21 protein-coding genes are annotated in these 25137 nt (G+C 56.5%); 9 read left to right on the top strand and 12 right to left on the bottom strand.

Going from position 1 to position 25137, the window contains the following annotated elements; all coding sequences use genetic code 11:
• Positions 1-441 precede the first annotated feature (441 nt).
• The 3 genes from dcm to GDN70_RS20475 are packed head-to-tail and all read left to right on the top strand — an operon-like array spanning position 442 to position 3332.
• On the top strand, positions 442-1665 hold the full coding sequence (dcm, locus tag GDN70_RS20485) for a DNA (cytosine-5-)-methyltransferase (protein ID WP_152102968.1): 1224 nt from the start codon (positions 442-444) through the stop codon (positions 1663-1665).
• Positions 1658-2107 (top strand): very short patch repair endonuclease, encoded by a 450-nt coding sequence (locus GDN70_RS20480; protein ID WP_152102967.1) that lies wholly within the window; start codon positions 1658-1660, stop codon positions 2105-2107. Before dcm ends, GDN70_RS20480 begins: the two co-directional genes overlap by 8 nt.
• A 1-nt stretch (position 2108) precedes the next feature.
• On the top strand, positions 2109-3332 hold the full coding sequence (locus tag GDN70_RS20475; RefSeq protein ID WP_152102966.1) for a type II restriction endonuclease: 1224 nt from the start codon (positions 2109-2111) through the stop codon (positions 3330-3332).
• 220 nt (positions 3333-3552) lie between these two features.
• Here GDN70_RS20475 and GDN70_RS20470 read toward each other — a convergent pair whose 3' ends face one another.
• Genes GDN70_RS20470 through GDN70_RS20455 form a run of 4 tightly spaced genes read right to left on the bottom strand, consistent with a single transcriptional unit; the run spans position 3553 to position 10974 of the window.
• Positions 3553-5862 (bottom strand): AIPR family protein, encoded by a 2310-nt coding sequence (locus tag GDN70_RS20470; protein WP_152102965.1) that lies wholly within the window; start codon positions 5860-5862, stop codon positions 3553-3555.
• Positions 5846-6832: a PD-(D/E)XK motif protein gene (locus tag GDN70_RS20465; protein WP_152102964.1), complete on the bottom strand. Its 987-nt coding sequence runs from the start codon at positions 6830-6832 to the stop codon at positions 5846-5848. The genes GDN70_RS20470 and GDN70_RS20465 overlap by 17 nt, the downstream gene beginning before the upstream one ends.
• Complete coding sequence (locus tag GDN70_RS20460; protein WP_152102963.1) at positions 6825-9518, bottom strand: Z1 domain-containing protein; 2694 nt, start codon at positions 9516-9518, stop codon at positions 6825-6827. Before GDN70_RS20460 ends, GDN70_RS20465 begins: the two co-directional genes overlap by 8 nt.
• A complete protein-coding gene (locus GDN70_RS20455; protein ID WP_152102962.1) occupies positions 9505-10974 on the bottom strand; it encodes an ATP-binding protein in 1470 nt (489 codons plus the stop codon). The genes GDN70_RS20460 and GDN70_RS20455 overlap by 14 nt, the downstream gene beginning before the upstream one ends.
• 446 nt (positions 10975-11420) lie before the next feature.
• Here GDN70_RS20455 and GDN70_RS20450 point away from each other — a divergent pair, with 446 nt between their 5' ends.
• The 4 genes from GDN70_RS20450 (at position 11421) to GDN70_RS20435 (ending at position 15262) form a co-directional block, all read left to right on the top strand.
• Positions 11421-12119 carry a recombinase family protein gene (locus GDN70_RS20450; protein WP_152102961.1) on the top strand — a complete coding sequence of 233 codons (699 nt, stop codon included), beginning with the start codon at positions 11421-11423 and terminating at the stop codon, positions 12117-12119.
• A 507-nt stretch (positions 12120-12626) separates the two neighbouring features.
• Positions 12627-13844: a hypothetical protein gene (locus tag GDN70_RS20445; RefSeq protein ID WP_152102960.1), complete on the top strand. Its 1218-nt coding sequence runs from the start codon at positions 12627-12629 to the stop codon at positions 13842-13844.
• A gap of 544 nt (positions 13845-14388) precedes the next feature.
• On the top strand, positions 14389-15003 hold the full coding sequence (locus tag GDN70_RS20440; RefSeq protein WP_152102959.1) for a hypothetical protein: 615 nt from the start codon (positions 14389-14391) through the stop codon (positions 15001-15003).
• Positions 15004-15061: 58 nt separating this feature from the next.
• Positions 15062-15262 carry a hypothetical protein gene (locus tag GDN70_RS20435; protein WP_152102958.1) on the top strand — a complete coding sequence of 67 codons (201 nt, stop codon included), beginning with the start codon at positions 15062-15064 and terminating at the stop codon, positions 15260-15262.
• Between the two features lie 33 nt (positions 15263-15295).
• Here GDN70_RS20435 and GDN70_RS20430 read toward each other — a convergent pair whose 3' ends face one another.
• The 5 genes from GDN70_RS20430 to GDN70_RS20410 form a co-directional block, all read right to left on the bottom strand.
• Positions 15296-16465, bottom strand: a complete 1170-nt coding sequence (locus GDN70_RS20430; RefSeq protein ID WP_152102957.1) for a hypothetical protein — start codon at positions 16463-16465, stop codon at positions 15296-15298.
• Between the two features lie 140 nt (positions 16466-16605).
• Positions 16606-19686, bottom strand: coding sequence for a TrlF family AAA-like ATPase (locus GDN70_RS20425; protein ID WP_152102956.1), 3081 nt, complete (start codon positions 19684-19686; stop codon positions 16606-16608).
• A 362-nt stretch (positions 19687-20048) separates the two neighbouring features.
• Positions 20049-20393 (bottom strand): hypothetical protein, encoded by a 345-nt coding sequence (locus tag GDN70_RS20420; protein ID WP_152102955.1) that lies wholly within the window; start codon positions 20391-20393, stop codon positions 20049-20051.
• A gap of 87 nt (positions 20394-20480) precedes the next feature.
• Positions 20481-21134, bottom strand: coding sequence for a hypothetical protein (locus GDN70_RS20415; protein ID WP_152102954.1), 654 nt, complete (start codon positions 21132-21134; stop codon positions 20481-20483).
• A 69-nt stretch (positions 21135-21203) separates the two neighbouring features.
• Complete coding sequence (locus tag GDN70_RS20410) at positions 21204-21989, bottom strand: ATP-dependent Clp protease proteolytic subunit (protein ID WP_152102953.1); 786 nt, start codon at positions 21987-21989, stop codon at positions 21204-21206.
• Between the two features lie 75 nt (positions 21990-22064).
• Here GDN70_RS20410 and GDN70_RS20405 point away from each other — a divergent pair, with 75 nt between their 5' ends.
• Together GDN70_RS20405 and GDN70_RS20400 are read left to right on the top strand one after the other, a co-directional pair.
• Positions 22065-22340 (top strand): helix-turn-helix transcriptional regulator, encoded by a 276-nt coding sequence (locus GDN70_RS20405; protein ID WP_354267715.1) that lies wholly within the window; start codon positions 22065-22067, stop codon positions 22338-22340.
• A 90-nt stretch (positions 22341-22430) separates the two neighbouring features.
• Positions 22431-22943 (top strand): hypothetical protein, encoded by a 513-nt coding sequence (locus tag GDN70_RS20400; RefSeq protein ID WP_152102951.1) that lies wholly within the window; start codon positions 22431-22433, stop codon positions 22941-22943.
• Between the two features lie 93 nt (positions 22944-23036).
• Here the strand turns inward: GDN70_RS20400 and GDN70_RS20395 are convergent, their stop codons facing one another.
• The 3 genes from GDN70_RS20395 to GDN70_RS20385 all read right to left on the bottom strand — a co-directional run bounded on the left by GDN70_RS20395 (position 23037) and on the right by GDN70_RS20385 (position 24278).
• Positions 23037-23255 (bottom strand): PRC-barrel domain containing protein, encoded by a 219-nt coding sequence (locus tag GDN70_RS20395; protein ID WP_152102950.1) that lies wholly within the window; start codon positions 23253-23255, stop codon positions 23037-23039.
• A gap of 34 nt (positions 23256-23289) precedes the next feature.
• Positions 23290-23532: a hypothetical protein gene (locus tag GDN70_RS20390; RefSeq protein ID WP_244625803.1), complete on the bottom strand. Its 243-nt coding sequence runs from the start codon at positions 23530-23532 to the stop codon at positions 23290-23292.
• Between the two features lie 134 nt (positions 23533-23666).
• Positions 23667-24278, bottom strand: coding sequence for a recombinase family protein (locus GDN70_RS20385; RefSeq protein WP_152102949.1), 612 nt, complete (start codon positions 24276-24278; stop codon positions 23667-23669).
• Positions 24279-25137 lie beyond the last annotated feature (859 nt).

Here is a 25137-nt window from a genome sequence, read left to right as displayed (position 1 = left end):
CGATTTGACGGATTGCTAAAGTGCCCTGCCCCTCGGGCCCGCTCGCAGCGGCGAGCAGATCTGTAGCCTGTCACCGTAGCTACTCAAGCGGAGCTCGGGCTGCCTGCCGAAAAATGCAGAGTACGCAATGCCTTGGTCATTCCCGTTTGGAGGAGCGGTGATCCTCGGGACCGCGCAAGAGCGCCAGACGCACACTTCCATACTTATTGGTTGCTGAGCGGAAGGATGAGGTGCCATCATCTGCGAGCCCAGCTCAGTAGCCCTCGCCTCGATCTTGGCTCTGCGGCTTCTCCTTCACCTGCCGTGGCTGCAGGATGCGGTTCGAGGAGCACAAAACACACAGATATATCTGTGATCTAAGAACATATAGGGAACTTTCTAATTGTTCGCTGGGAATCTTTGTGTCACGGTGAGACTCGCTGACACAGATTCGGGGGACAAATGGTGGCCGCTAAACTGACGCGATTCACGACATTACGCCAGCAGGCCGGCCTGTCCTTCGACGAAGCCATTCATTTGATTGGCGTTTCCCGCAGCACCGGGTTCCGGTACCAGAATGGCAAGAACAGGCTCGAAGGCGCCGAGCTGAAGCTCCTGGAGCAGGCCGCCGCAGCCCGTGTGGCCGACACACCCGGCTGGTTCCGCTTCATTGACCTGTTCGCCGGCATCGGCGGTCTACGGAAGGGCTTCGAGAGCATCGGAGGCAGATGCGTCTTCACGTCCGAGTGGGACAAGAACAGCCAGAAGACCTACGCCAACAACTTCCCGGACAATCACCCAATTGCCGGCGACATCCGCGAATTTTCAGACAGCCCCGATCTCATCCCGGAGCATGACGTGCTGCTGGCGGGTTTCCCTTGCCAGCCCTTCTCCATTGCCGGTGTGTCGAAGAAAAACGCGCTGGGAAGAAAGCACGGCTTCCTCGATGAGACGCAGGGCACTCTGTTTTTCGACACAGCACAGATCATCAAGCATCACGAACCTTCGGCATTCGTGCTGGAGAACGTCAAGAACCTCGAAAGCCACGACGGCGGCAAGACGTTCAAGACCATCATGAAGGTGCTGAACGAAGAGCTGGGCTATCACGTCCAGCACCGCGTCATCAGCTCGGAACCTTGGGTACCACAAAAGCGGCAACGCATCTTTATCGTCGGTTTCAGGAATCCGACCACGCTCGACTTCAAGGCGCTAAAGTTGCCGCCGGCCGAGAAGGGACCGAAGCTCGGCAGCATCCTGGAGCCGGAAGTGGATCCCAAGTATACGCTGACCGCTCACCTCTGGAAATATCTGCAGGACTACAAGAAAAAGCACAACGCCGCGGGCAATGGCTTCGGTTACAGCCTGTTCGGTCCGAACGATGTCACGCGGACACTTTCGCAGCGCTACTACAAGGATGGTTCGGAGATCCTGGTGGAGCAGAAGGGCAACCGCCCTCGCCGTCTCACGCCGCTTGAGTGCGCGCGCCTGATGGGTTTCGACCGACCCGGGAAGCCCTTCATCCTTAAGGACGTGTCCGACACCCAGCTCTATCGGCAGTTCGGTAATGCCGTCGTTGTGCCGGTCGTTGAATTCGTGGCCAAGGCGATGAAGCCGCATCTCGTCGAGGCCATCAAGCCGGAGCAGGACGCGCAGCAAGCGTTCGACCTGCGCGTCGCCAATGGCTGATGTCGTCTCCCCGGAGGTTCGCAGCCGGATGATGTCTGGCATCCGGGGAAAGAACACCAAGCCTGAAATCTTCCTGCGCAAGGGCCTCCACGCTCAGGGCTTTCGGTTTCGGATCCATGCGCCTCTGCCCGGGAAACCCGACATGGTCTTCCCGAAGTGGAATGCTTTGCTCTTCGTTCACGGCTGCTTCTGGCACGGCCACAACTGCCATTTGTTCAAATGGCCCTCCTCACGCCCGGAATTCTGGCGGCTCAAGATCAGCGGCAACGTCGCGCGCGACAAGGCGAACATCACGAAGCTGCTGGAAGCCGGCTGGCGGGTCGGGATCGTGTGGGAATGCGCCCTCAAGGGGCGAACCCGCCTTGACTCTTCGCGCGCAATCGAGAGTTGTTCGAAGTGGCTAAAATCCAACAGAATACGCTTTGAACTCACCGGGTCTTAGGATGCAGCGCGGGCTTCTGTCCGACTACTTCGAGGGAGTTGCTGTCAAGTGCCTCAGCGCAGTCGAGGCCGATCCCAAGCGCTCGCACCAGCATGAATTCCAAGGTGGCCATCTCCGCAAGTTGCTCGGGGATGACGACCGGCTGAAGATCCCTGCCCGGTTCATCTGGCTCAGCGACGAACAGGAAGCGATCTCCGAAGACAGCGTCGTGAGCTGGTACGACTCCCGGAGGAAGCAGGCGCACAGGTCCGCAGAATACCGTCTCTACTATTATGCGAACGGCATCACAGCGTTGATGAGCGAAGGCGATACGTTCTTCGTGGCGATGCGTCCCGACGGGACGGCGATGATCATCGTCACGCCCAAGGACACTACGATCCAGAGCCAGCTTGTTTATCTGTTCGGCCTTGAAGAGCAACCAGACTTCACGTTCAAGGTGAAGGAGATTCCGGAGGACCAGTCATCGCGGCTGGACTTTGCGGCACGGTACATCCTTGACGAGCTTGGGATCGATGCCGAGGAGCCGGAAGCCGACAAGCTCGACAGCATTCTTGAACCCTTCGGCGTCAACTTCCCCGCCACTGCCGACTTCTCGAAGCTGGCGCGGGACTCGCTGGCCAACGTGAACGCCAGCGAAAATGCGGACGCCGTCCTGATGGCGTGGATCGAACGCGAGGAGCTTCTGTTCAGGCGGCTGGAGCGACTTGTCGTGGCAGACCGTCTGCGAGCCGGCTTTTTGACCGACAAGGTCCCTGATGTGGACGGCTTCATCGCATTTTCCCTCAGCGTTCAGAACAGGCGCAAGTCCCGCGCCGGCAAGTCGCTGGAGCATCACGTCGCTGCGCTCTTCTCTGCCCGCAAGCTGAAGTTCGAGCGTGGTGTCGAGACCGAGTTGCGAAACAAACCCGACTTTCTCTTTCCCGGCAAAGCCGCCTACCAGGACTTGAATTTCAAGGCCGAAAAGCTGACCATGCTTGGCTCAAAGTCGACCTGCAAGGACAGGTGGCGGCAGGTATTGTCGGAAGCCGAGCGCATCCCGCACAAGCACCTCCTAACACTGGAGCCCGGCATCTCGGAGAACCAGACCGACGAGATGCGCGCGAAGAAACTGCAACTCGTGCTGCCCGCCGCTCTGCACGCCACCTACCGCGAGTCCCAGAGAAGCTGGTTGATGAACGTCGAGGGCTTCGTGAATCTGATAAAGACGAGGCAGATGTCGGATTGATCCCGTCATGGCCCGCTAGCTCGTTGGGATCTGAGCCCGCCTCGGTACGATCGAAGACGCATGAGACAATCCATAGTTAAAAGAATCGCCACGCGCTCAACCACCCCCTTATTCTGTCGCCGAAGAGTCGTCGGAAGGAATGTACCAACGAACCTCCACGCCGCACCACCTGTGAGCAGTCTTCGCCGTTCTCGACCGTGCCGCCGAGCACTCTGATAAACTACGCGACCCGGCGAATTCGCGCTCCATCCCCTTCCAGCTTTCCCTGTCGGATCAATCCGTTCATGATCGACCTTGCTGCTTCGTCAATCCAGGGGCCCGTCCTTCGATATCCCAGCCAGCGTGCAAAATTACGAATGCTCTCCTGTCTGTCGACCCAACCCCGTCCTCCCAGAGACGAGAGAAACTGCTCTTTCAGGAAATCCTTGTCGAAATCTGTAATGGCGTGCGCTTGGATCGAAAGCTGATCGCCGTGGCTCTCGAGGATCCCGCGCCGGACCGCGGTCCGGATTGTATTCTCCATTTCTCTTCGACTGACGTCATCGAGTTGCGAATAGCCCGACAGTTCACCTAGTCTTACAATCACCCGCTCTCGACTGAGAGTGCTCGATCCACTGAATATCTGCCTAATGTGCAGAATGCGTTCCTGGCCCGGGAGCTCGTCAGAAATCGTGTCAGCCTGAACGGATCCCGAATTCAGGGATTGCTGACGCGAAGACTGAATCGTCCGGACATCCGACGGGAACGTATTGCCGATTCGAATCGACATTTTTTCGACGGCTGCCCAACAGGCAGCTTGCTTGCAGTACTCACCGACATTCTTCACGTTTCCGGGCGTATCCTTGATCTTGCTCGCTACCTCGCGAGCGACATGTTCAAGAATGGCACCCAGTTCGTTCGATATTGCCTGGTTTGTCCAAATCCGGTCCAGCGACACCTCTGAATTCCGAGCCCTCTTGAGCCACGCGACTGTCCACGCAAGAGTGTAGGTGACTATCTGTGCCTTATAGCCCCTGTCCTCCTTGTACCAATCGGAGGCAGCTACCATCCGGTCTGTCCAGCGAAACACAATAGCTTTTGCCACCACTCTTCTGAACCATTCTTCATCAAACGCTGACTCGTCTTTCTCCCATTCCTTTCCGATCTTGCCTGTGAATTCCACGAAACACTTTTGCTCGCCGAGGCTAACGACATGAGGCTGGCAAAGCCACGACAGTTCAAACTTTCCAAGGTCTGTCTTGTCGATCACCTGATCCTTTGGAAATTCATGTTCGAATTTCCGCCTCGTCGCCGGCGTCCCATACGCAAGCTGATCCTTGTATTGACCGCGAGCACGCTCGTAGAACCACTTCGAACCCGACAGAAAGCCGGGTTTGGCAGGGGCAACGAGCCGCCTCGATATCTGCTCCATTTTTACGTGGAAGCCGTGGCTTGAGAAGAAGTCCGCCTCACTGATCTTGTTCTGCGTGTTTGCAAATCTGGATATCTTCGGAACAGTTTCCTCGATCCGCTCGCGTTCAATAACCGATAGCTTCATTGGCACCAGAATACGACCGAGATCGGCCCCTGACCGGTCCTTGGCGTAGAGTACCGACGCCGTCGTTTGTCCTCCGTTCACAATCTGGAGGTCCGAAATCGACTTGATTGCGCAAGCGCCATCCGGAGACCTGCTGACTTCAATTCGTGAAGCCGTCGCTGTAATGCCGTTGTTGTAGGCGAAGAACATCTCCGGTTCCGTGGAGGCGGTCTCGATAATCCCGCGATTTACCTTTGTCTTTGCCTGAAGAAATGTGCGGACGTTCTGCTCGAGGAGTCTTGCGCCATATAGACTGTAGATACTCGAAAGGAGCGGACCCGGTATCGCCGTGAGATAACCCGAATAGCCGCTTTCGCCCGTTATTACCTCGAGCGCCGGCAACGGTTTCTCGTTCAGCTTTGCGACGTCGATCTCTATGGCCTCGGTGCGCCCCATCGAGCGCTTCATCGCGTCATAACGGGCAAAATCGAAAATGCTCAGCACCACCGGGCGGCCGATAATTTCCGCTGCATGTTCAGGTGGCCGACGAGTCGAAAGCCGTGCGTTCGAGAAGACAATGATCCGGATGCGACGAATACTCTTAGTGTTCGAGTAGACGGGATACGCAGCTTCAAAAGCCGGACTGGTTTCTTCGAGAGCTGTAATGAATTCGGATGAGACGGCAAGCTCCAGAAAGTTCTTGGTACGCTGCAGCAGCGTCTCAATCTGGCTCACGTTAAGGGATTGATCGCGACCTTCCCGAAAATCCGATACTGCGACATACAGCTCTTCAGTGTCCTTTTCGAGGGCATACCCATCAATCTGGTACGCCCCACGTCCGTCTTTTCTTGCTGGAGTGTAAACCAGGTCTGTGCACTCCCCGGCCTCGCCTGCCATTCGGGCGTAGAGCCGAAAGAATGCCTCCTGTTGTGGGCTGCCGGATAGATCAGCCTCGACGAACAGGTCCTCCCAGAACTCGTCATGCGCCTGTGCAGAATCAGTTTCGCTGTCCAATCAGAAGCTCCATTGCTTTCTCCATGCCGATCTCGAACCTACGGCATGCCTCTATGCTGATTTGATATCTGACCCTCTCGATGCCGGGCATTAGCATCGTTGGCGTAATCCTGGGAAATTCGTCCCGGACTTCGTAAGCCACCCTTCGAACAAGTACGTAATTGCTGTCATCGTACTCCGGGCGCGTCTTGTAGCCGGATTCAACCAGTGCCAACTCGAAGCTGACCAGTGCCGCATCGTTAGCAGCGAGCTCACTGCGTATTTCCTGAACAAGTCCGTTGAGGCTTCGCGAAAGCGGATTGCTATCAGCCGATGCACCAATGGTCTGATGCAGGAGGAGAATTCGTCCCGAGGACGTGTCGAGCTGAGCTTCCGAACTGACATGAATTCGCTGATCGGCCGTACTCAACTGTGTTTTTGTTTCAACAATCCAGCCACCGATGACGAAGTCCTGCTCATCCCCGAACGGTCCACGCCAGGTGTTTATTGCAACGTTCCCGAGCGCAGGCAGGGCGTGGTCTCTCAAGAACAGGAGTTCACCCAAAAGTCCGATGATCTGATTTGCCGAGAGAAGCTGGTCCTGACGACGCCTCAGCAGATCCTGCCAGCGGCCCAGCCGAGCAAGCACAACCACCAGCCCTCGACCGTTTTCACCCCGAGCGAGACCTGACGTGGACGTCAGCAGATCATGACACAACACCTTGAACAGCTCGAAATCAGCGCGATCGAGAAGCGTGAGCACGAGCCTGCACGTCCCGGAGGCATCAAAGCTTATCTCCACGTCAATGCCGCTGAGCCGGGGCGCTGATGGAAGTTCGCCGACCTGCGCCCGCCCTTCCAGAATAAATATGTACCTGCCGAGAAAGTCTCGCCCCCTCCGGAAGTCGATGGGGTATGCTGTCTCTACCCGGCGAACGTTATCCACGCCCGGGTCGACGCTCGCGGGTATTTCGTTCCAGGGATCAAGCATCCGGAGGTGTTTCCAGCATCTGGTCGTCGTCCTCTGGCTCAGGCTGAAGTTCCTGGAGTTGCTTCTGATAGACCTTGTTGACCTGGTACTGTCGCGAACGAGCCGCTACCTCGGTCTTTGGCAAAGAGACGCTGAGCGAGACAACGGGACCTTTAATCTGGAGTCCAAGCGGCTTCTCTGCTGTAAAGAGATGGACTATGAGCAGAGGCTTGCTTCGCTGGGCCGAATAGGCTCGATCACCCTGCAAGCCGTCCTCGCGCCTTTTTTCCTCTTCTGCGTCGGCGAGCTGCTTGTCCGACAGCGCCAGACGGGCATCATCCGGGTCTGCCAACCTGTTCTTCCTGGTGACGCGATAAGCTCCGAACTCGTCCATTATTCCCGAGTCACGTCTCCGCAAGGGAAAACTTTGCCCCGACAGAATGTCTGATCTCGGCTCTCCTCCCGCCGGAAACGGGACTGCTACGTCCCAAGTCTTCAGATCAGCGTGGATACGGTCGGCAATGTAGTCCTGCAACAGACTTGCGTCTGCCGAAATTCGTCCAAGGTCGGGATGGGTATCCGCAAACCTGAATTTCCTGAACAACTCAAGCACCTCCGATCCTGCAATATCTCGCCAGATCAGAGCCTTGGTGGTGTCTTCGAACTTGCCGGCAGACCCCACCCTCCGAACGAAAGACTGCACGAGCTCGAGATTACGTCGGTTCACGGCGTCATCATTGACCAGAGAGTAGCCTTCCACGTGCCTCGACGAATAATCCTGGGCCAGCGTCAGCGAAGATGCGGAGCGCATCTTGTTTGCCGCGGTAATCCGGATTGCGGTAGGGCTCTGGCGTACCTTGAGTCCAAAGTGTTGAGGTGTCAGCCCTATTGCCTGCATCCGGCGAACCTCTGTACGCAGCTCCTCAATCGCCTCGTGTATGTAGGCATAGTGGTCGAGTGACCCCTCAGGCAAATACACGCGGCACAGATCTTCGTAGCCCGGGCGGTAGCCGAACCAGCGCGCCATTTGCATGAGCGTGTCCGACGCCGCCGTATTTCGAAGAATGTACGAGACTGTCAGTCCCTCTAGAGTAAGGCCACGCGAGAGCGCGAGACCTCCGATTGCAATAACATGCAGTCCGTCCTGCCCATGCTGCTGATAATCCAGTTTTCCTCCCTTCATGTTGATTGTAACTACCGAGATCGTGGCAGCAGCGTCGCTTGACGCCTTGAGCACATCGGCGAACTTGAATTCTGTTGCCTTGAACTCGCGTTCGAAATCTTTTCTTAGCTCAATGATCTCGGGATCACCGCTCTTCGCCGGAGGCACTGCGCCATTCACGATCAAGGAGTTGCGCAGCTTGTGGAGATATTCGTAGACAAGCCCCAGCACGCGCTCCTGGACGTCGTTGAAGCGACTGACGTTAATCATCATCGAGCAATGCTTTTTTCCCTGTCCTCGCAGGGTCCGCATTGCCAGCGCCAGAACGAAGATTCTAATGGCGGTATAGAGCGAGGGCGGGAGTGCCGCAGGCTGAAGGTCTCTCTTGTGCGCGAGTGGCAGTATCCCAGCGAAATCATCGATGACCCTTACCATCGCCGGTCGTAACTCGCCGTCTTCTGCGAATACTCTCGCCGCCCCGACATATGTCGAAGGAGGATCAAGCTCCTTGATGAAGTTGCGCGGGAAAAGATCATCAGACAGCATCTGCTGATCGCTGTCGGGATCAATAAAAATGTTCGCAAACGGCGTCGCCGTGTATCCTACGTATGAGGAACGTTCGAACAGATTCAGAATCCTTCTAATGCCGGCATTTATGGCTGTCGTTTCAGCAGGAGTTTTCGACGTGTTGATCGATGCGTTGTCGGCCTCGTCATCGATCAGCAGCAATGGAGCGCTGATCTTGTCCCCATGTGCCTGCTCTTTGAGCCACGACTGAAGGCTGTCGAGCGGTCCTCTATTCTTTTTTGTGATGAAGATCATAGGTTCGCTGTGCGCCTCCAGGGAGAAGATCACGCCAGCAGACCGTTTGTTGAAATCCTGATCACGGGAAGTTCCGTAAGCAGGAAACCGCTTGAGTGTCGCGTACGTCAAAAGCGGCAAGGCTGTTTGTGCGGTTGCCTGGAATACCGATTTTTTCCCTATGAACGTTTCATCGAGCCGCTCCTGGGTCTGGGATCTCAACGAGTTTGTTATCCCGGCGAGCAGGATAATCACCTTGTAGCCGGCGTCCGCCGCCTTGCAGATCAACGCTGAATAATTCGTTGTCTTTCCGGACTGGACATGCCCCATCACCATTCCGCGGCGGGACCAAGACCCCTCATTTGCGGGATCGCCGAGGTAGTCAAGAACTTCATCGGTTACTGCGTCAAGCGTTGCCACGACTTGAGGTGCCAGAATGCCACCTTCAAGGTAGTACCGGCGAAGACGGTTCCAGTAATAGAAATCAATGGCGCTGCGCCTCGATGAAAGCCAAGGCTTGTAGTCGCTCGTTACGGCAGCACCGCGCTTCTGGCTGGTCGTAAAATTGCTTTCCAGCTCCCTGATAATTTCTTCCAGCTCTTCGTCCGGCAGCTTGAATGGGCCGTTTACAACCTCGTTCCGGATAGCACCTTCCGGTATCGGCTCGGACGAACTGAGCTGGGCCGCAAACTGTTGGGCAATCCGAATTCTGAAATAGGCTATCTCGCTATCAAGCGCGCGCACTTGTCCAACCCTTTTCTTTCAATATCTCTTCGACCGCGGCCCAATTGCTTGAGTACGGCTCTGTGTGTCGCAGAAGATCCCACAGTCGGGAAAAATCGCCGTCTACATCGTTCAGCATGAGGGGAAGAGCTGTCTCGACCTGATCGCGGAAGGCGCGCGGATCAGTTTCGGTCTGACGAATTTCGAGCGGACGCCTGGTCACATCGTCACTGAACGCAATGACCGGAAAACTTTGCTCGATCACTTCGATCACAGCCTTCGCTGCCACTCTTGTTTCGTCGTCCGCTGACAGGAACACTGCGATCAGAGGATGTTCGCGGTTGATCGAGTAGTGAATTTCTCCATTTCTTGCATGTCTCTGCCAGACAGTGCTCTCGTCCCGGTCGAGACGGCCACCTTTTGACCGGAAGACTTTCGAAGAACGCTTCTTCAGTCCATCCACTATGCCTTTCAGTCGGTTTCTCAATACCGCAGGGAGTTGTGCATCTCCCTTGTCGATGGTGATCTTCCAGATGCTGTCCAGCGAATTCGGGATATCCACGCTGATACGGACGAGCTGCGAAAGCTCGCCATGCTTGGCGAGGCGAAACCATGTTCCGTTAATAATCAGCCGGTGATTTCTGTAGACGTAAAAGCCCTGGTTTCTGAGGAACCCCTCCTCCCCGCCCAACCGGTCGTACTCTGAAAGCGTAATCTTTGAATAATGGGGAAGAATGAAAGGTTGAATCCTGACACGCTTGCTCTCGATCCGAACCTCTTCGGTTTCAAGCTGCTGCGTAGCACGATGATCGCTGTAGAACGGATCGTAGCCCTTGATCTCCTGATCATTCAAAAAAATTCTGATCGAATGTCCGCGGACGAGTCCCCCGAGATAGCGATGATAGACAAGCGCGATCCTGTCTCTTGCGTACACGACGAGATCATTGAACTCGGCAGCGGTAAGCGATCCGTGTTCTGATAGCCTATCGCACTTCGACCAGATGATTTCTGTCCCTGCGTCGGTCGAAAGCGCTTTGGATGCCAGCCCTTTGACCTCCCGCTCTGTCAGGACCCCCATTTTCCAATTGGAAATTTCGTCGAGATCCCATTCCGCCCCCGAGAGCACTCCATCCTTGTGGGAAATGACCGTCAATTTTTTGCATTGGGAGAAGGACGCGGATTTCAGTCCCCAGCCGAAGCGACCAAGATCATCAGGCGACCGTTCTTCCGCGGGATTGGTGCTGGCCGGACGCATGGCAGCGTGCAGTTCGGAACGAGACATTCCATAGCCGTCGTCGAGCACCCTGATTGCAGGTGACCCCGACTGGTAGAGACAGGTTATGTGAACGTTTCGGGCGCGCGCCTTGATGCTGTTGTCGATCAGATCCGCCAGAGCACTCGGCAGATCATAATTGCCGAAGCTTCGGGCAGACGTCATCAACGACGCCGCATCGGGCGGATTTGATATATATTGCATTTCCCCCAGTCCCCAACCTAGGACGCGCGTAAGTTGCACGGAAGTTCGCGCCAAGGGAAGGGCCCGGACTGGTTCTCAGGCAAATAACTCACAAAATCAGTTTGATATTCAGGGCCTTACCCTACTTTGGACCAAGCCTCCGGAAGCTTGGTCGACCGGGCCATGCGGTACCCGCAGGCAGGCCGGCGGTAGCGACGCGCGGAATAGCGGCGGCGTCTGTAAGTTGGGAAAACGCGATTCGTAGTTTTCCGCCGTAGATGCTTCCGGCGAGCGTCTGGGCTCTGCGCAAAAACGAATTCAACTCAATCGCATAGCGAAGCCGGTGCGGAGGAGCCCCGTTCCGTCGACCCCTCCCCTTTGCGATTATGTGGAGACCTCCGCCGTCTGGCGGCGGAAGTTATCGTCCGGTGTTCTCAAGAAATCTGTACAATAAGAGGCGCAACGTCATGAGAAGAAAAGCAAAAAAGGTGGAAGCTCTCGCTTATCTGAGGACTTCCTCGGCAGCGAACGTGGGGACCGACAAGGACAGTGATCGCCGTCAACGCGCTGCGATCGAGAGCTTCGCAGAGGCAAATGGGTACCAGCTCGTCGAAGAGTTCTACGACGCGGCGGTGAGTGGTGCCGACCCGATCGCCGAGCGGCCTGGCTTTGCCGCAATGCTCAATCGCATCGCCGGCAATGGCGTCAGGACGATCCTAGTCGAGAGCCCTGACCGCTTTGCACGCGACTTAGCGGTCCAGCTAGCGGGACACGATCACCTCCGCAGCCTCGGCGTCACGCTGATTCCGGCAAGCTCGCCTGACTTCTTTATCGAGGATACTCCAACGGCGGTGTTAGTTCGCCAAGTGCTCGGTGCCATCGCCCAATTCGAGAAGGCGACTACGGTGGCCAAGCTGCGCGCGGCGCGTCAGCGCAAGCGTGAGGCGATCGGAAAGGTCGAGGGTCGAAAGAGTTGGGCGGAGCTCGATCCGGAGCTGGTCGCAACGGCAAAGCGCCTCCGCCGGCGATCGCCAAAGGGGCACCAGCGCTCGCTGCGTCAGGTCGCCGACGAGCTCGCCAAACTGGGCTTTACTAACGAGCGCGGGGTAAGATTTTCAGCTTCGTCGATTGCCTCTATGGTCTCTGCCAAGACGAGCCCCCAATAGTCGGCTGGCCCACAACGAACGTCCGCTTAACCAAAAACAACGTTCGGGGTCCAAGAAGGGGTGTCTAGTCAACCTTGTTGATCTAACTCGCTTTTTCTTGCGCCCCGGATCAATAGCTCAACGACCGCCTCAGCATCATCGGAACCGTAGTTTTCAGCCTCTCGAATAGCGCCTCGGCCTCGCCAAACAAGCATGCACTCGTCCATCAGTTGCGAATTGTTACCGTCCTCTTTTCGGCGATCAGGCATTACCGGCGTTTGACGTTTGCTTTAGTCGGAAACCGGCCCATCTAGCTGTGTCGCCTTCTGACCCTAAAGTGGAAGTCCATTCGGCAAACGGAGCGCGCCAGTCGCGCGGATGCAGGAGCCCCGGACCGCTGTTGACGGCGCACGTGCTGACCGCCAGCCTGATCAGGCAGCGATTCCCCACCTGCCTGTAATTTCCCCGACTTCACCTCAGTCTCGACCCACAAGCCGCTCGAACAAACCGAAGCGATGAGATCGAACCATGAATGTGCGTTTTATTGCACCTGCCCCACGAAATCGAGCGCAACCAGACTTAGATAATCTGCTCTCCTATGGAACGGATCAACTGGCTATCGCGTGTGCTTTTCTGACTCCGGGCGGAGTGGAAACGCTGAAGCCACATGCCGCCCGTCTGAAACAACAGAATTCCTTCGTGGTTGTGGCATGGGACACTCCCACCAGTCTCGACGCCCTGAACGAGCTTCACACATTTATTCCCGGCAACCTTTATGTCCATTTGGGCTCGCTGACGCCGGTCGAGCGTGGCGTCGGACCGGGACTCATGCATTCAAAAGTATTTTATGCTAGAGCTGGCGAGCAGTGTCGGCTGTGGACGGGCAGTCATAACCTGACCGCATCAGCGATGCAGGGCGTGAACTGTGAAGCGGCCGTTCTTATTGACGGCACCAGCGGTGAGGCCGTATTCGCCGACGCACTAGCGCACCTTAACCAGTGCCGAGCGGAGGCAATCCTTTTTGATCCACTCAATCCGCCACCGCCCCTGCCCTCCGAGCAGACGTTGGTGATCCACGCGGAATGCCACACGGTCTTGAAACCTCATCCGTGGTTCGTGCATCTCCGACCGGACAACACAGACTATGACAAAGCGATGCGACCGCCGGCTGCGGTATGGCTTTATCTGTATGAACCCGGGGTGCTTAAAACTGGAACTCGCCGGCCATCTGCTATTGTAGCCTATTCTGGCACTCTTACCGCGTTGAATTTCACCGAACGCCATCCTCGGCATCGTGGCATTTCTGCAGGCTGGAGCGCCGCCGACTACGTCATTGAATGGAGAGCTGGAGTGCCACGTTTGACGGAGCCTACTCCACATACCAACACCCCCTCACAAGGTGTTTTCCGAGTGGAGGCAAAAGAAGCTACCGATACTGTGTGGCTGACGGAGAGTCCGAGGCCGACTTTGGAGAGGGTTGTTGGAGAGGAGCATCTTTCTCGCATTGACCCGGAGTTCCGGCAATTCTTCACGAACAAGTCGCTGAGAGAAGGCCAACTGCTGCATCAGCAGTATCGAAGTGTGAGGACAGTCATCCGCGTTCCGAGAAAAGAAGTGGGGTTCGTCGAGCCAACCGAAATATTGTCACGCCTCGATACGCCGGCGAACGTCGAGATTGACATCGACGAGAAATTGGAAGCGGAGGACAAATTCGCGTTCATCTATCGCGCGAAATACCGCACATGACCCACCCGCCCCCCTGTTGCGGCTGCCGGCGCGCCTGCGTCATCTTCGGGAGCCTGACAGAGCAGGTCTTGGTCCCATCGGGGACGCCAAGCTGAGACCAAATATCCGCTTCGCTCCGAAAGTGGCCCTTCAGCCAGCTTTGGCGAATTGCGAAGTCCCTCTTTTGTGTCGGACAGGGTCGCATTGATAAGAGTTTATAGCTTGTCGCCGTAGCTAATCATACAAGCCTTCTGCGGAACGCCAGAAATTGCAAACCATCAATGCGTTGGTCACTCCGATTGGGAGGAGCGGATATCCTCTAGCTTTCGATATTTGGGGATTATGGATGGTAGGTGCTCCCCAGGAGTGCGAGCCCTCGGCTCGGCCTATCCCGTTCAATCGACACCCGCCAGGCCGCCCCCGTCACGCGCTCCGAGCCACCAGTAATCGACAGTTTGCCTCGCTTCATCCGCTGCTCATTTGCGCGGACAACCTTGGAGAGTATAATTGCGTAGTGCGGAGTCTACCCGCCTGACGTTTTCCCAACCAAAGCATCGAGTCTTCCATGAATGTTTTTCTTTTTGCCGACCTCACGGAGGAACAAGTCCGTGACATGATCCGTCATGAGTGTGGCCATGTCGTCGTCGGGCGAGCTCTTGGCTTCCCTCCCGGGAGTATCGTTCTAAAACCTGATAGCGCCGGCGCCGATTCCGACCACCACCTATCATTTCCCAAGATGACTGATGCGATTGAGTTTATCGAGAAGCGCCTGACAGTCCTTTATGCTGGGTCCGTGGCACAATCCCTGGATGGGAAGGGAAAATGTCAGCCGTCGCTGTGCAAGCGCTTTCTTGAAACGACCGCCTCAGACGACATGTCCAAAATTCGAGAATTGAGCCGCGTGCTTGTGGGAATGAAGGATCCTGGGCTGGACCAAAGCGGCTACGAGCAAAAGCTCGCATCGAATGACATACGTTTCTCCAACGATGCACTCAAAATCGTCGAAGCTAATGCATATCTGATCAATGAATTGGTCGATGCGTTCGTGCTGGGACTTAAGGAGAATATTAAAGCAACGAAAACCCTTTCGAACACGTCGCTCAAATCTTACACTTTCACCTCAACGAAAATTGACAGCGTTATTGCAAAGCATCCTATTACTTTGCCCGCGGCTATTTGAGACACCAAATAGCTGGGGTCGATCAAGGCTGGCTCGATCTGCATGAAAGCGGTCGTACATGTGGCTGAAGCGACCAACCGATATCGTGCTCGTCACCTTGCTGGTCGAGCGCTCTCGGCAACCCGCCAGGATTCTCCCGGCCATCAAATGTGCGATGAAGAAGGTGCAGGACTCCGATCTGGATGCGCGGCTGATGAGCTATCTGGCAGCCGTCGGCGGAGCTGCGGGAGCTAGTGAAGGGGCTGGCTGCGTGAAGTAGCAAACGCACCTGAAAACGCCCCTCGGCGCGGGGCTAGTCGGCTTGCAGGTCACCATCGGCTGCTGCAGGCTTGGTCATCGTCTCAAATTGAACGCGCTTATAGGTCTTGCCCCGCAAGACGCGCTGCACCTGTTCAACGTTCCTAGCGCCCACGGCCTCGAATATCTGTTGAGCCGTGCGTCCTTTAGCAGCCAAATCACGAATGGCGAGCACCTGCCCTGGCGTGAGCACATCAGAGCGCCCCGACAGCACCTTCAGGTAAAACTCGTCGTCGCGCCACAATTCGGCTAGGAACAGGTTCGGTACGCCAGCCCTTACCCCAACTCGGCGCACATACTCGGCAATGGCCTTGTCGCGCTCCTCTAGGCTGATGTCGACTCTGTCAGTCACCCGCTGCTCGTGTAAAAAGCGCATGCCCTTGAAACCGCCGGGGATCATGTTCAACGACTTTTCTGCTTCCATCACTGCATCGACCTGCTCCTCCTCCCAAGCCATGACGCCTTGGAAAGTGTGGTTCAAGACGATCAACTCAGAACCGAGCATTACGTTGGCATCACCGGCATATGCGCGCCAAGCAGCGTGGAAGCGCTTATTGCTGCCACCTCGGATTTCCGCCAGGTGCTCCTCCATTCGGATCAGCCAATTCCTGCCGGTCACGCCGATGTAGTACACTTGGTCGAGAATCTCACCTGTCGGGTCCAGGAAGGTAATACTGTGGGCGTAGCCTTGGTGTCCCTCGGCTACGTCACCATAGCCCACCATCAATGGCTGAAGAGGAATGCTAACACTGCGCATCAGCCCGCTCTCCTCCTTGACCCTAATGTGCAGGACCACACGCTGATGGCCCTCTGGACGAGCGAACTGAGGATTCTCGAAGTAAGCCTTCCACTGCATGTCGGTGCGCTTAGTGCTCGCGTCGTAGGTGAAGACAACGTCAGCGTCGATTTGTGCCATTTCGCACACGTGAAGCTTTCTGGGCTGCCTGTTGTGTTCCAGCAGGCGTCTCGGGATGGCGCCAACTGCGGGCGCGAAGTTGCGCTCAGAATTCCTCAAAAACGCTTCCAGCTGGAAAAATAACAGCGACACCGGCAGAGATCCGATGCGACCGTGGAGGACATGCCCGAGCAAAAGGTGAATAGCCTTGCGGTCAAGGTATTGCACTGGAAACGGACCAGCCGCCCGTTTAGTTGCAGGACGTTTCATGCGGCGATCCCACGCCCCAAAGCGCAGTGGCTGAGCAAGCGAGTTGTTGCCCCACAGCGCATGCGGTCATGACAACGGCTCCCCGTCATCGGGAATGTCTGCCACTATACAGCCTCACCTAAGGTTCTGCGCAATCGATTTCACGAGAGCGCGTATTTCGACTGCCGGTTTCTGAATGCGGGCTCTGTTCCCTCCAAGATCTCCACGACCCGCTCTTTCATGCTGGGGTTCTCGATGGCTCCGGCCTCGTAGTCGAAACGCTTACTTGCCTTGTCGCAAGAGGCGTAGATGAGTTGTTCAGCATCACAGACCACAGCAAGGTTGGGGTTATGGGTGACGATGATCACTTGGCGTCGCTCTTTCGCCCTCTTGATGCATCTGACCAGAACTTTGAAAATCGTCTGGTTATCTAGGTTCTCCTCTGGTTGGTCGATAACGATCGGGATGTCGTCTTTATCGACCAAGAGGTAAAAGACCAACAGCAAGAGCCCGCGCTCACCAGGCGAGAGCTGACCGATATCCTGACCATCGTAGGTCAATGAATAGCGCGGAGAGAGGTATTCGAGTCCGAAGACGAAATCGAGAACATCCTGTGCGGTTGTTCCACGGCTAAGCTGATCGGTCAGCCGAATCTCGCGGCCGTCTTGCCCCTCCCGCCGGTCGAAGTGGAGCATGTCGTCGATCGTTTCCGCGAACGTGACCGCATCGCTAGGCGTAGCAAAGCTTGCCTCCTGCAACAGAGACCTCAGAATTTGGTTGCTCTCCTCAACGCCTGAGAACGAGCCACGGACACGCTGATTGAGCCGGTTGGAGAGCTGCTGGGCGAATCCTGACTCCTCGATGCGCACCTGAAAATCGAGCGGCAGGTTCATCTCCCGCTGTTCTGGCGAATTGACGAAACCTTGGACCGGGCCATAGAGGCGCTTGTATTCGTCGACCATGGCCTGGATCTGGCCGTGGATTTCTGTCGCCAAGTCTGACCGCGTCTTCTTCAACGTGGCAAGCAGCTCTGGAATAGTTTCTATCGATGCGATTTCCGCCTGCAGCCACGCGATTGTTGCTGGCTTGTCTAGCCCGCCAATGAGCTCCGCCTTGGCCCTCTCCCACTTGGAAAAATCCTCCTTGTACAGAACAAACTGCCGTTGGCGCTCACCGAGTTTGCCTTTCGCCGCCACGATGGAAGCGGCAAGCTGCTCTTTTCGCTTGGCGTAACCGCCCGGCTCCTCACTTTGCAGGCTTGCATCGATCGCGTCGATTTCCGCTTGCATCTTCTTGGCGAGCGCATCGACAGGCTCAAGATCGACACGAAGCTGCACCACGGCTTCGGCGGAAATGTCCGCACCAAGCCCTGCGAGCAGAGGCTGCAATTCTCCAAGGAAGGTCTCGTGCTGCTTCTTATAGTTCGTGAGAGCCTGGTGAATACGCAGCGCGGTCGCCTGCCTCTTGGAGGCAACGACCTTTTTGTCGCGCAGATCAGCCTCCTCTTGCTCAACCTTCTTGATCTCGCCTTCCAGAGCTTGGATGCGGTCGGCGGCCTCCTTGGACTCGGCCAGAGCCTCTTCGGAAGCGCTCGGGTCTTCAACGACTTGAGGCATCGCGAGAGCGGTCAATTGCGCCTGCTTGGCTGCGAGCTGCTCCTCCAAACTCCGCTTGAACTCAGGCGTTAACCTGCGTTCCGCCTCCACAATATCTCCATTCACTTTGGTGACCTTCAGCCGCAGCGCATGGCGAGCTTTGTTGAATTCCGCAACTTTGAATTCAAGGAGCTCATCCATTGAGGGCTTGCCCAAATTGTCGGCCTCCTCAACGTGAGAGTAGATGATCTTGCGCAGCTCAGCGTCGAAGGTCGCTGATCCACCGTCGCCAAGCTCGTTGCAGAGGTCTTCAAGGTAGCTCTGTGGCAAGTATTTGACGCGCTCCACTCCGATCGGGTCTGGATCATCGTCCAAGTCTCGCGAGGTTCGAGCGCCATCATGCCACGTAAGCTCCGCGACAAAGTGGTGCGCGAACCTGGTCTTGGGGCTGCGGAATCTCGTGTCCTTGAGGAAAGAGAACTTCTGATGGTGCCTCGTGTTGCCCACTAGGGCCACGACGTCCGACAGCGCGCTCTTGCCACTTCCCTTGTTGCCAATGATCGCGACCAAGTCAGGATTCAACGGCAAATCGACGTTGAACCATGGTTCCGAAAGCGTCGAGTCTGACTTCTTCGTAACCTTCACCGAACGAATGAACTTAGTCTTGTTCATCGCGACGAGGGCCCGCTTGTGCGGGTTGTCTCCGACATAGACCCGATGCTTGAACTCCTGGATCGCTTGGCACAGACCTTGGAAAGTTGAGTCCGCCTTGATCCAGGTGAAGCAATTGCCGATTCGATCCTTGTCAGTCGAATTGCTAAGCCAGTGAGCATCCGAGCAGTCGAGCAAGTTGGAGTTGACGCCTGCCGCGCTTAGTTTCTCGCGTGCCTTATCGTAGTCTTCTGGAGATGCAGCTGCGGTGAAGACGAGCTGGGCGTCGTTGATGAGCGTCTTCTTCTCCGCAATTGAGTGATCGTCCCATTTTAGGTTCTCCCATTCGGTTTTGCCGACTGCGACGATGAACTTGCCCTTGAGAGCGTCGTTCTCTAAAGCTCTGCGCAAGCCATCCGCGCTTACGTTGAGATTGTTGAATCCCTCGATCAAAGGACTCCCATACTCCGCCCGCTTGTCTGCAGGCACCGATTCGATGATGGCCGCGCCTAAAGCTTCAATGCTTTGCCGGGAGATCACAGAATTCCATTTTCCTTCGCCAGTCGACCCTGGAAGAAGACGGTAGCTCGGAGCAATTGCGGAGATAAACTGCTGGCGGATAAAATCCGGGTCCACCTGATCGAAGATGACGTGGACGTTGATCCTGCTCCAACTTGACGGAGCCCTACCGCTCTTTCCGCCCTGGACGACACCGCCGAATTTATCCAGCCGCAGCTCCACAACTGGCAGGATCAGGTCGATGTTCTTCAGCCTGCCCTGCTCGCGCTTCGCTTTCAACACCCTCTCATAGCCATCAACGAGCACATAGTCGTTGATGCCAATGACTTTGAATTCATCAGCTAGGCTCTCAATGTCTGCTAAGAACGCTGCCCAAGCCTCTTCTCCGCCCCCTGGATAATTCTGATAGAAGGACTCCGGTGTATGTACGTGCAGGTCCCATTTCTTCCATGTGGACCCCACCAAGTTCGCGACCATTCCCATCCCCAAACGAATCTCTCAACCCGCAAGCGCTTTAGTCTCACCACAACTCAGCCGAGTTATTCAACCTCGACGCGCACCGCCTTTCGACGCATGTGGTTCTGTAAAGCGGGTCTGTCAAAAAACGACCGATTGCCGTCGCCCCTGCCCGGGGGCGCCGCCGCTCATGAGTATGATGATACCAGTATCGGCGGGGCCAGCTGTCCGGCCCTTCCTGGGCGATCCGCCTCACCGCTCCGGATGTTTCGGCATCTGCGACCGGCTCCCCATTTCTTGGGGCGCTGTTAACTCCAAAAATCGTCCGCTGTTGCCCGACATTCTGATTGGCGCTCCACTGCCTAGCGGCGTTGCGTGCGTGATCAGTCAGCGCTTTGGCACATCGCAGCAATGGCGGTAAGCACTCCGAGATAACAGTGGTCCCAATCGCCGCCGAATGGACAGTAGATCACCAGCTCGTCGTCGCTGAGCCGTTCTCGGCACAGGTTTCGGACGACCATGCCGGCGCCAAAATGGAAAAACTCCGGATCAGAACTGATATTAATTCCGCGGGCGTACAGGCCGCGAACCCTCGCAAGCATTTCGGCTGGAAGGTGAGCTGCCACATGCAGCTCGACCTTCTGCCGGACCGGCTCTGGGACCCTCGCCCACATCTTTACAGACAACGAATCCACATCGAACGGTTCGTCGAGATCAGGAAGGTTCATGGGAATTCCCGTTCAGTGCCTATGCGGGGGCAAGATCAGTCAGAGGATTCAACGTCTAGCCGTGTGTGCGGCGTGGGGCGATTTGATTTAGATTATCCTTTTCGCGCTCAAATCATCGAATATCGCAGTTGCCGAGCTAGATGCACTACTGCCGTTTCCAACAAAAAGGCGGCCGCCCGCGCTCACCTCGCCAGACCCGACCCAAAGACTACGCCCAGTCGCCGGTTCAACTAGGCGAGCCTTGAAAGCCGTCTGTCGGCTGTAACGATGAATTGGCGAGGAGATTCCAGTCACCGTGCCCGAAGTGCTTCCGGTCAAGGCCACACTTGAAACGTTCCCGTTTCTAGTAACAGTCCCGCTCATATCGGTAGAACCAGAATACTCAGTTTGAAAGAAAGTCCCTGCGTACTCTCTGACAACGCCCGTGTCGCCAACGTTGATGATTAAAACGGCATCGATATCGCTTGCGACGAGCACCTTTCTGATTTCCGCATCGTTGTAACTGCGAGTAGGCGGCAACAACGTATAGGCATCATCTGCCAGAATGCCGCGTTTCGCGGCTTCTTGCGCAATACTCGACTGGAAACTTGTTGCTAGACCCGTTGGCGCAACTACGTAGGCAGCTATGTGTTTGACGGGGCGCGCCGGAAGATCTCGATCGGCATAACCCTGCATAGACGTTGTGATGCAGCCGGACAATAAAACCGCTGCTAGGCACGGCAATATGGATACGATTCGCATGGTTGGCCCGCCCCCAAAGATATGCGTGCCTAAATTAGTGCGCCTCTAGCCATGGTTGCAAGCACAGCTTCATGGCTGCCCCGTTTGCAAAATCATCTTCCGACAATCGGGAGACGCCTCGGGCCCAGAGCAAAGAAGTTTGGCGCGAGACTTGCGCCTATTGTATTCCCGCCGATCCAGTCCCAATGCCTTCGCCTCTTCCAGATCCTTCACTTCCTGATCGACCGCCCGCTGTTGCTTCTCCGCGCGGTCGACGCCCAAGAGTCCGTAGCTTGCTAGCTGAGAAGCGGTAAGTACCCTGTTGTCCTCTGGTTCAACAGCAATCATGTCGTCCGCCAGTTGCGGAGACACACCCATCTCGCGAAGATAGTCGCGCATCAGGTGCAAAGCACTCTCGATCTCGCGCCGAGCATCAGAAGTATATGAAGCTAAATAAGGACGATGGATACCAACTTTGCCAGGGGGAAAGACGGCTCGATCGACCGCACCGGCAAGCACAAACACGCACGCGCTGAAGCAGACACCCTCGACCATCACAGACTCCCGTTCTTGCCGCAAGAGCCTACCAATCTTCATCGCCGCGATCACACTTCCGCCCGTGCTGTCGATCGAGAAGCGGCGACCATAGGCACTGAAATCGAGCGGTTTGTCCTTGAGAGCCTTCTCAGGACAAATCCTGCCATTGGCAATTTCATTTTGTTGCTGGTGGTACTTCGTAAATGCCTCGCGGACTTCGTCGAAGGTAGCATGCTCTATTGGCCCAGTGATATCGATCGCAAAGCCAACCGATCGGCCGTCGCATGAGATCTTCCCAACAACCCCTGCCTGAGCAGGATCTATAAATGAGAACAGCAAGCAATAGAGAACTAGGCTAGCTAGCGCGGTTTTGCACACCGGAATGCCCTCCCCCGTGCACTATAATGCGTCGCAATGTATTGCACGGTCTGTCGCATTGTGTCCATGGCAGAGGACGTGCGACAGCTGGTTGGAGATAATGTTAGGCGGCTTCGCACTGCCGCTGGGCTATCGCAGGCGGAATTGGCCAATCGGTTGGGTGTCGATCGCTCTTACGTAAGCGGACTTGAACTTGGGACCCGTAACGCGACTATCGTGACGCTCTGGCATGTCTCGCAAGCGCTAGGCGTGAGCTTTCAGGAAATTTTCGCTGAAGGGACGAAGAAGACTCGAAGATCGAAGGGAAGCTGACTACCTGCAAGATGGGCGTGAACCTGAACAAACAGGAAGCACCGGTCTGAACGCCCCAATCGGCATTACCGACTGTGCTGGCAGGTCTTAATGGTTGGAAAATCCGAGCCCGAATATTACATCCAGCTGTGCGCGCAAAAGTACGCCCAGATCACTGAGAACATCGCAGCAAGCTCGTCGGCTGGCGAGATCGCCGAGATGCAACACAAGCTCGCTATCATCAAAGAAGCCGCTCTCGCAGAGGCCAAAGCTGAACGACGATGCAGGATGTGGAGGCTCCCAGAGTTCTTGAAGGTCATTGTTGATCGAGGAGGAGCACTGGAAAAGTCAATACCCAGAGCGGATGCGCTGAGCTTGATTGATTTTTTCGCCGTTCCGCCAATGGGCACACTGGGCTTGCTATCGAGCTCACAGCTCGACCATCTTGCCGACATGTGCGAAGGCTGGGCTTGCACGCCGAATTTGCGCGATTATGAAGCGGCCCGCCTGAACGGCATGGCAGTAGGATTGCGCCGACTGGCCGAGTATCTAGGGCCTCTTCACCGGCCTCATGAACCAACTAAATCGCTTCATGGGTTAACTGAGCGGGATGCATCAGACTGAGTAGCATTGTTTAGGTACTTCCGCGGCAGAGCGCGCGGTGACTCGCGGTGTCTCGCGAACCGAACGCCAGCGCGGCTGCAAGGCGGCGGGCGATCAGCTCTCGATGTGCTTCACCGCCGCGATCGGCCATCGACCCTCGTGCCCCGCGATCGAGATGCGGAGCCCATGCTCATCATCGAGGAAGACGCCATCGATTGTGCCAGCCTTGCCATCAGTCAAGACGACAGCCTTGCCAACTAACTCTTTCTCGGCCTCGTGCAATTCGCGCAAGATATTCATGGCTCGATTGTCGCCTGTGCGCGAGGCGCTCATGGTACCAACTCCGAACGGCCCGCCGATCTGCTCGTCAAGCGCGGGCGATCTCAACAACCTCGCTGACCTTGTTTGCGGCGTCGTAGATCTTGACCTGGAGCCGAGGGGATCGGTTCTTCAGCTGTAGGCCAGCTTCCAGGGCGCTCGCTTTCGCCGTGAAGGTCGCCTTGACATGACCGTCGACGATTAAGGCATAACCGGTCCGAAGAGGTTCAATCGATGCCTTGGTTGTGCGGGCGGAGGTTGCTGGTGCTGCCATGCTGCGCTTCTCGCGCATGGGAGAACTCCGCTTGTCTGGGGATACTGCCGATAACTGCCCGCCGTCCCTGAGGTTCCTCTCACCGGCGGTCCGCACGCTGCCCGAAACGGGCCGCATAGACGGCCCGTCGAGACGTTGCTGTCGGATGGGAATTAGGCGGCCTGCTTGGCAATCTTCGCTATGGTGGCGCGGCTGCACCCTGTGGCGGCCTGGATAGCGCTCCAGGACATGCGAGCGCCGAGCATGCGAGCGATGCCAGCGTTGCGCTCGGTGTCCGCCGGGCGGCCCTTATAACGGCCCTCCTTCTTCGCCTTGGCCTGTCCTTGCGCCTGCCGGCGGCGACGGTCCTCATAGTCCTTGCGCGCGATCGCGGCGAGCATATCGAGCAGCATGCCGTTGATGGCGTCGAACATGCGGGCGGTGAATTCGTCGCCGTTGCCCGCCGCCATCATCCAGCTGGTCGGCAGGTCGAGCGCGACCACGCGGAGGCGGCGTGCCGTCAGCTCGGCTTTGAGCCTTTCCCAGTCCGCTTGCGTCAGACGGCTCAAGCGGTCGACCTGCTCGATCAGCAGAACGTCACCGGGCTGTGAGTCGGCGATCAGTCGGAACAGCTCCGGCCGCGCCAGCTTGGCGCCGCTCTCGCTCTCGACGTACCAGGCGGCAATCTTCAAGCCGCGATCGGCAGCGAAGGTCTTGAGCTGATCGCGAGCGCGGTTGGCGTCCTGATCGTCGGTTGAGGCGCGAAGATAGGCTCGGATGAACATGTAAACCCCTGCGAGTCTGGTTTGGATGGTTCACATGAACATGGTTCAGTTAGGTTTGTCAAAACATATTATTGAACCATGCAAAAGTCTGGTTTGCATGGGGCACACCCAAATTGAACCAGACAAGCCTAAGCTGTTGCGCGCTCGAAGCGCCTCGACCGGCCGTACCGCGGCGGCCGGCAGAAGTTCTGGATCAAGGTCAAGAACGCAGCTATCAGGCGATGGAGCGCGACCTATGAGCGGACCGAAGCCACGCGCCAGTCGGGAAAAAGTGGAACAAACCGTAAAACCGAGGCGTGTATTCATTTTTGATACACGTGATCAAACGGGGTCCAAGGCCCGCCAGTTTTAACCGGCGGGCCCCGCAACTGCCGGCGGTGCGTCATAAGTCGCTGACGATCGCGCTTCCTGTGCAGTCGGCGGAGGAAAGCAGCCTCCAATCGATCCGATTATCGCGGGTCTTTTAGCGGCGGCTGCCGAAATCCGGTGATGTGTGGACCGCAAGTCTCAGGGCTTGCCAACGCGCGAAGATGTCTTGAAATGAAAGAGGCCGCCTCAGTTGGCGGCCTCCAGCTATTTACTAAGTCCAGACACTATCCAGCGGTTCTATTCAATCGAAGTCGTGGTCCCGTTTCGGTTTCTGGATCGACGCCGATCTTCCATTCGTGAGGATGTGTCTCAGCCTCTATAAGAATGGTGCGTGCAATTTTTGGTTTGCCGAAGTGTTCTACCCAATCAGTTCGCTCTATCCCAAGCCGCGTGTCTGCATAGCGCGCCAAATCTCCCGGAACCAATCGGGCTAGCTCCGGGGTAAGTGCTGTCTGGCCAGCATTTGTACGATCACCAAGCTCGATTAGCC

It is taken from the genome of Bradyrhizobium sp. TM102 (assembly GCF_009176685.1).
In the GTDB taxonomy this organism is placed as follows: domain Bacteria; phylum Pseudomonadota; class Alphaproteobacteria; order Rhizobiales; family Xanthobacteraceae; genus Bradyrhizobium; species Bradyrhizobium ottawaense.
Note: the sequence above shows the minus strand (reverse complement) of the source record. Positions and strands in the feature narration are given on the sequence as shown.